Here is a 7531-nt window from a genome sequence, read left to right on the forward strand (position 1 = left end):
CATGATGCGCTGCATTTCAGAGATAAAGTTTTTTTGCTGAAATTGGCGGACACTCATATTCACTGATATAAAAGAAATCGGTTGTTTTTTGTGTGTGTTCCATGACGATATTTGTCGGCAGGCTTCTTCTAATACCCAGGTGCCGATAGGAACAATCAATCCGCTTTCTTCTGAAATTGTTATGAAATCATCCGGATACACTAAGCCGCTATTCGGCTTTTGCCATCGGATGAGTGCTTCTGCGCCGCTGACTGCCTGGGTTATAAAGTTAATTTGTGGTTGGTAAAACAGTTCAAAGAGATCTCTGTTGAGTGCGTCATGTAAGCCATGTTGAACACTTAAACGTTCATCCGCTTCTTTTTGTAAGCTGGGGGTAACAAACTTATAGTTATTGCGGCCAGCTTGTTTGACTTTATACATGGCATTATCAGCCAGTTTCATCAAGTCTATGATCTGGTCGGTATCATCCGGAAACATCACGATGCCGATACTGACGGTAATCTGCAGTTTGTTCTCTTGCGTGATGAAGGGTTCTGATATGGTATGAATAATTTTTTCGGCAACACTGCTGGCATGGCTTATCGCATTTTTTTTATCTTCGCCTAAATCGGCGAGCAAGACGACAAACTCATCCCCCCCCAGGCGGGATATCGTATCTTCCTCACGAATACAGTCAGACAAACGTTTGGCGACCTCTTGCAGAAGATCATCACCAATTAAATGCCCTAAAGAATCGTTAATCACTTTAAAGTGGTCGATATCTAATATGAAAACAGCACCGTGTTGGCGGTTACGACTTGCCTGAACGAGTGCTTGTTTGAGGCGATCTTGTAATAAAATCCTGTTGGGTAAGCCTGTTAACGGATCGTAATAAGCCATAAAGTTAATTTGTTGTGCATCTTTTTTGCGTTGGGTGATATCTGAAGACACACTAATATAATATGCGGGTGAGCCGTCAGGGTTGCTGACGGTTGTCAGGCTAATCCATGCAGGATAAATTTCACCATTTTTTCGTTTATTCCATATTTCACCCTGCCAATTTTTATTGAGCTTTAGCGATGCCCACATCTCCTGATAAAACTGATCATTGTGTTTTCCTGATTGTAAAATACTATAGTTCTTCCCCAGTGTTTCTGCTTTGATAAAGCCTGTGGTTTGAACAAAGGCTTTATTAACTTTGATGATATTGTAGTCAGGATCAGTAACAATAATCATCTCTGCACATTCGTCTAAAACGGAGGCCGATAGGGTTAAATCTTGCTCTAAGGTTTTTAAATGCGATATATCACTGATCGCCATGTGAATACGCATGCCTTTTTTATGGTGCTCGGGTGCACAATCTAAGTGAACCCAAAAGGGGCTAATGGTTTTAGTGTGTAAGCGCAGTTCACATGTTTGAAATTTTTTCTCGTTGATGATTTTTATGCAACAAAAATAAAAAATATCCTGATCATCAGGAAAGACCAATGAATTAAAAAGATGCCCAAGAAGGTCATTTTTATGTAGCGTTAATTTACTAGCCAGCGTTTGGTTTATTTCCAGAATTTGGTTATTCGTATCCAGAGTGACATAACCCACCGGCGCAATATCGTAGTGCCTGAAATGAACAGAGATCTCCTCTTTTAGCATCTCCTGTAAGATACTTAACTCAGCATTGGCTAATTGAAGCTCCTCATTCTTTCGTTCCAGTTCCATTCTGTATGTATTGATATCATCTAATATTCTAACAATATCGATGTTATTCTCTATGACAGCGGAATGATCCGTCACCTTCAATATATCTTCAGTTTTTTTTCGAAGTTCAGAGAGTTTTTCTCCTTTACTCATAGATAACTACCTCAAGTGAATGCATTCGCTCCAGGTATCAAAACTAAAAATTGTGTTGGCTGAAGGATGGTTCTAAATTTGTAACATGCTTATTCTTTATAACCATTCTAAAACTTTCTGAGTAAAGGTGTGGTTTTTTGATGTAATTATGATTGTAAATATATTTTTTAATTCGACTTAGCGTTTTTTAAAAACCATTTGAAATACCAGTTAATTTTATAAACTAGAAATAAGCCTCTCCGCCACGACTGCAGTCAGCTTGATATTACCTTTGCAGACACCTTGAGAGTCAGCGATTAACGCTTTTTAGTCAGAAATGTTGTGCTTTTATAATGTTCAAAATTTTCACTCCTAAAATGTATCCTGAGTGTTTTATTTTCAATGAGAGACGTGGCTGCGCATATGCGGTAGGGTAGCCATTGCCCGAAATTATCAGCGCTGATATATTCGCCACCCTCCAGTTCAGCGCCTTTTAATCCGCTAATCGTTACATGTAATCTTTGCAGTTCTGGATTGAAACTTTCCAGTTTGAATAAATAACGGTTACAGATAGTTTTTTCATCGCGTTGATGAAATAACTGCCCGCGATCGCGGCGGATTTCTACCAGTAATTCAGTTTTGTTACTAAATCCATAGACTACAGCGGCACTGGTGCTGAGAAAAACCAGTGAGTAACCAATTAGCCTGGGTCGCCATACGGGGCTTCTGCGTTTAGCGAGTTGATCTTCAGAGCAGAACTTTATTAATCCTTTAGGGCGATGTATTTTGTCCATGACCGCATCACAGGCATCAATACAGGCTCCGCAATCGATACAGGCTGCTTGTAAGCCATCACGGATATCGATACCCGTCGGGCAGACCTGAACACAAAGGCCGCAATCAACGCAGTCGCCACTACTTCCATCAGCCATTCGTTTGTTGCTGCGCGGCTCGCCCCGGCGCTTATCGTAACTGACCGTCCGTGTCTGATCATCAAACATAACGCTTTGAAAACGCGCATAAGGGCAGGCGTGGAGGCATATTTTTTCACGTACCAGCCCGGCATTAAGATAGGTGAGTGCCGCCATACAGGTTAACCAACCAAGGGTGACAGTACTTGCTTGCCATGTAAATAAATCAGTAACGAGCTCACGTACCGGTATGAAATATCCCGTAAAGGTTACGGCTGTAACAATGGAAAAACTAATCCAGAGTAGATGTTTGCTGAGACGGCGAATGAATAAACCACCACGCAAAGGCTGGTGTTCATGGCGAGCGCGGATATTGGCGCGGCCTTCTGTCCATTGTTCAATACGGATAAAAACCCATGTCCATATACTCTGCGGGCAAGCAAAGCCACACCATATGCGCCCCCAGCCAACGGCCATAAAAAACAGTAAGCTGGTTCCGGCAATCATTATTCCTGCTAATAATGGCAGATCGTGCCACGAGAGCGATGTACCAAAAAGTAAAATGCGCCGCTGGCTAAAATCAAACAGTAACCACGGTTGCCCATCGACTTGTAACCACACTAGTGCGAAGTAAATTATTAATAATGGCCAACTGATAAGACGGCGGCACTGCTGGAAAAAGCCTTCGGTTAATCGCACATGGATTTTACTGTCGACGAATGATGAAGGTTCAATGATCTGTACGGGTATTTTCTGCATAGCTGACAAGATCGCTCATAAAATAGGTTTGTAGACTCAGGAGCAAAGAGGATAAAGGAAGATTTTCGATAGGATCAGGCATAAAAAAATAAAAATTTTACGGTACAGATGGAGCGACAGGATATATTCTATTGTTCAAGGCTCTGTTTGACAGACCGCTATGTTGGTCGCACTGCCATCGCGTAATTGTTTAAAAGCACTGCCCATATGTTTTCTCAAATGGAAATTTCAATGCCTCGGGATTACCGCTATCAACAACTGGAAAGCTGGCTTCGGGATGGAATTGCCGGTCAGCGATGGCGTGTCGGTGAGCGTTTGCCATCGGTACGCGAAATGTGTAAAGATCGGCAGCTTTCTAAAGCCACTGTGTTACATGCTTATCAGCGTTTAGAGGCTCAGGGTGTAGTCGAAGCTCGCCCTAAATCCGGATATTTTGTGATGCCTGCTGCGGTGTGCCGCGATCAAGCGGCGGCCATGGACGGTACTTTTTCAAGAGCTATTTCAAGAGCTATTTCAGGGGCTGGTTCAGGAGCTATGGCGGCACCTGCACCCGTTACCGTTAATGAGGTTGTGATGGATATCATGACTCGTGGCGCCGCTTTTGATATTTTGCCCCAAACAACCACCGGGCATAATAGTAGTGCTGGTATTGTCGCGTTAAATCGCAGTATAGGGCGGGCTTTACGCCGCCAGTCAGTGGCAGCGCATCATTATTATGATGAACCTGCAGGGGATGCGGATTTAAGGGAGCAACTGGCGCAGCGCTATCGTCGTCAAGGGTGTGAGCGAATAGCAGAAGATTTTTGTATAACGGCAGGATGTCAGCAATCACTTTTCCTTGCGTTAATGGCGTCTTGTCAGCGCGGTGATATTGTTGCTGTTGAATCTCCAGGTTTTTATGGAGTTTTGCAGTTACTCGAGCAGCTCGGTTTACAGGTGGTAGAGATTCCTGCCTCACCGGTAAACGGGATGGATATCGACGCACTGCAAAGCGCACTGCAACAATGGAATATCCGCGCTTGTGTCGTTACTCCTGCTTTTGCAACACCCACCGGCGCTACTTTGCTGGCGGCTTCACGCCAGAAATTACTCTTGCTGGCTGATCAGTATGATCTGGCAGTGATTGAAGATGATATCTACGGGGACCTGGGCTTTTTTAGCCGTCCTGAGCCACTTAAAGCGGATGATAAGTCGAACAGAGTGATCCTCTGTGGCTCTTTTTCGAAGAATTTATCACGTGACCTCAGAGTGGGGTGGATAGATGCCGGACGCTGGAATACTCAGGTGAAACGCCTCAAGTTGGTGACTCAGCTCGCCAGTAGCCGCTTTGTCCAACAAGGACTTGCCGCTTTTATCAAGGATGGTGGTTACGATGCGCATCTGCGCAGGCAGCGAGAGCAGCTCCGGCAACAGCGTGATCAATGGGTAGATTATTTGGATCAGCACTGGTCACACGAGATTCACTTTAGCGTTCCACAGGGCGGTTTAGCGATCTGGCTGCAACTCCCCGAAGGCGTTGATACTCTTAGCGCATACGGCGCTGCTTTGCAGCAAGGTGTAGTGATCACCCCAGGATCGCTTTTTTCTGCAACAGGTGGCTATCGCAATTGTCTGCGCCTGAGCTTTTTGCACCCCTTATCGGCTGCGCGTCAGGTAGCATTGAAGACAATAGCGGCGCTACTTTCAACCTGATTCAGAACTTATTTCTCACCACTCAGTTCACCAGTCCGTTCATTAATTAACTCAGAAGCTTTCCTGAAAACCTTTCCCAAAAAAGCTCAGCAGGTTTTGCTGATAGCTTATGCTGTGGTTAGTGCTGCAAGCCTGGACAGGTGGCCTACTTTGACCAGGATTAAGCAGCCGTCCTCGCTGAAAGGCCGATGTTTGCTGTCGTGAGGGGAGCGTATCCATGTACCTGTGGGATATTGTCCGTATTCATCTTCAAAGGTTCCCTCAAGGACTAGGACCTCTTCTCCTCCCATATGCCGGTGAGTGCTAAAATGTGTTCCTCTTTGCCAGCGAACCAGCGCGGTATGCTCCGCAAACGTATCTGAAACGAATTCGTGTAAGGGCATCACGGTTAAGCCATCGACTAAACCCGGTAACCAAGTAGTTTCGTGCGTATTCAGAGTAACCTGCTGTTGGTCATTGGCATCAAACATATTAAGTTTGACGAGTAACTCGCAACCGACGCTGCTGCCGGGTGTATGGCTGGAACCCGGAGGGTTACGTAAGTATGAACCGGCAGGATAGCTGCCATTTTCATCCTCAAAAACACCGCTCAATACAAAAATTTCTTCACCTAAAGGGTGGCTGTGTGCCGGGAAAAAAGTACCAGGCTCATAACGTACAATGCTGGTGACTTGTCCGTGTTCTGCCGCTTCTCTCTCCAGTGGTTTTCGCCATACGCCTTTAGAAGGCGAGGGCAGCCATTCGTTACTCGCTGTTTCAATTACACAGCGTTGTTCACGATCCATGTTGATGGGTATGAAATGATTGGTTGTAGCTGACATAGTAGGCTCCCGCTGATACCGTTGGCAATGCCGTCTACTGTAACAACCTGTCCTATTGGATGGAAAGCATTGAATCCTGCAAGGTTTTGATCTGGCTCTGGCTTTAGCTCTAGCGCTAGCTCTATAGTTCAGAGTAACTGAAAAAATTTCATCAATTGCATCTGGGGAAAAGTTCGCTTGCGGCAATCTCATCGCGAGTGGAAATAGTGCAAGTGATGAAGATTATCTTCATCACTTGCGGTCTGATCGCTTCTATCAATTAAGCTTTTTTACGGGCTGGAACGTGTTTTATTGAACCGGAGTTAAGTGGAGTGACTTTAATCGTCTCTTGAATCTTATCCTGGGCATCCTGCATGAATTTGCTTATATCAGCCATCCCATAAATATCAGACATTTCAGAAATGTTCTTTTCTATAACGTCCATCAGTTGTTCTTTAGTTGCTGACAGCATGGCGACTTCTTTTTCTGTAATGTTAGCCAATTTAGCATCTAACTCTTTGAAATACTTGATCTGCAGTTCGAACGCTTCTTTAGGCTCATGTACTTCACTCAGTGCTTTCATCTGCGCCAGTCCAGTATTGAACAGGTCTGTCATATATTCAGTCTGAAGCGTGATTAGCTTTTCAGCGGCTGATTTGTTTATGTCAGAAATCATTGTTACAGGCATCAGTTTTTCTTGGATATCTTTGATTATATCTTGTCGCATTGCTTTATCCTCAGCTGGTTTTTTCAAACATCCGTTTAAATCTAATTGATCATATTTTAATCTATATTGCAAGTTAATTGAGCAGCTATTTGCTAAATATGAGATGGGAAAGATTGAACGCAGGTGTGATGGCAAGCAGTGAGACAACCGATGACACTCACAGCTTTAAGCCATTCATGGCATTGATATTGATATTGGTATTAGTATTAGTATGACCTGCCAAAGCTAAATAGCTCAGGGTAATAAAACAGGCTGTTTAGTTTTTGATGTTTATTCCGGCTAACAGCTCATTTTTCTTATGCTCAATTACGCTGAGTAATTCAGCCATAGGTATAGGTTTGCTGTAATAATAACCCTGGTAGCTATCACAGCCTTTTTCCTTCAAAAAGTCATATTGTTCCTGGTTAACCACACCTTCTGCAACTACCCATAAATTAAGATTTTTAGCCAGCGATATAATGGTTTGCACGATAGCCCTGTCATTGACGTCCAGCGAAATATCATTGATAAATGACTGGTCGATTTTTATCACATCGATAGGTAAGTTTTTCAGGTATTGGAGAGACGAATAGCCGGTACCAAAATCATCTATAGCAAGACGAATACCCATCTCTCTTAGTTCGAATAATTTTCTTTTTGTATCGTCAATATTGTGGATAAGAATTGATTCAGTCAGTTCGAGTTCAAGCTGCTGAGGCTGGATGTTATGACTCAGCATGATGCGCTGCATTTCAGAGATAAAGTTTTTTTGCTGAAATTGGCGGACACTCATATTCACTGATATAAAAGAAATCGGTTGTTTTTTGTGTGTGTTCCATGACGATATTTGTCGGCAG

At 43.6% G+C, this 7531-nt stretch carries 6 protein-coding genes; 1 reads left to right on the plus strand and 5 read right to left on the minus strand.

What is annotated here, in order from left to right:
• Together ABY436_RS17835 and ccoG are read right to left on the minus strand one after the other, a co-directional pair.
• Nucleotides 1-1827: diguanylate cyclase domain-containing protein (locus ABY436_RS17835; RefSeq protein WP_372740283.1), on the minus strand; the 1827-nt coding region annotated here is incomplete at its 3' end.
• Nucleotides 1828-2123: 296 nt separating this feature from the next.
• Nucleotides 2124-3476 (minus strand): cytochrome c oxidase accessory protein CcoG, encoded by a 1353-nt coding sequence (gene ccoG / locus ABY436_RS17840; protein WP_372740284.1) that lies wholly within the window; start codon nucleotides 3474-3476, stop codon nucleotides 2124-2126.
• 231 nt (nucleotides 3477-3707) lie between these two features.
• On the opposite strand from ccoG, the gene ABY436_RS17845 reads away from it, so the two are divergent.
• The gene (locus ABY436_RS17845; protein WP_372740285.1) at nucleotides 3708-5168 is read left to right on the plus strand and encodes a PLP-dependent aminotransferase family protein; all 1461 of its coding nucleotides are present in this window, start codon (nucleotides 3708-3710) and stop codon (nucleotides 5166-5168) included.
• A 107-nt stretch (nucleotides 5169-5275) separates the two neighbouring features.
• On the opposite strand, the gene ABY436_RS17850 is transcribed toward ABY436_RS17845, so the two are convergent.
• The 3 genes from ABY436_RS17850 to ABY436_RS17860 all read right to left on the minus strand — a co-directional run.
• A complete protein-coding gene (locus ABY436_RS17850; protein WP_372740286.1) occupies nucleotides 5276-5989 on the minus strand; it encodes a cupin domain-containing protein in 714 nt (237 codons plus the stop codon).
• Between the two features lie 259 nt (nucleotides 5990-6248).
• Complete coding sequence (locus ABY436_RS17855) at nucleotides 6249-6695, minus strand: phasin family protein (RefSeq protein WP_372740287.1); 447 nt, start codon at nucleotides 6693-6695, stop codon at nucleotides 6249-6251.
• 256 nt (nucleotides 6696-6951) lie between these two features.
• The coding region (locus ABY436_RS17860) for an EAL domain-containing protein (RefSeq protein WP_372740288.1) at nucleotides 6952-7531 on the minus strand (580 nt) is incomplete at its 5' end.

It is taken from the genome of Neptunomonas sp. (assembly GCF_041601355.1).
Classification (GTDB): Bacteria; Pseudomonadota; Gammaproteobacteria; order Pseudomonadales; family Balneatricaceae; genus Neptunomonas.

Coding starts and splice junctions, on each gene's coding strand:
- ABY436_RS17855 (WP_372740287.1), bottom strand. CDS start 6,695: ATGCGACAAGATATAATCAAAGATATCCAAGAAAAACTGATGCCTGTA.
- ABY436_RS17850 (WP_372740286.1), bottom strand. CDS start 5,989: ATGTCAGCTACAACCAATCATTTCATACCCATCAACATGGATCGTGAA.
- ccoG (WP_372740284.1), bottom strand. CDS start 3,476: ATGCAGAAAATACCCGTACAGATCATTGAACCTTCATCATTCGTCGAC.
- ABY436_RS17845 (WP_372740285.1), top strand. CDS start 3,708: ATGCCTCGGGATTACCGCTATCAACAACTGGAAAGCTGGCTTCGGGAT.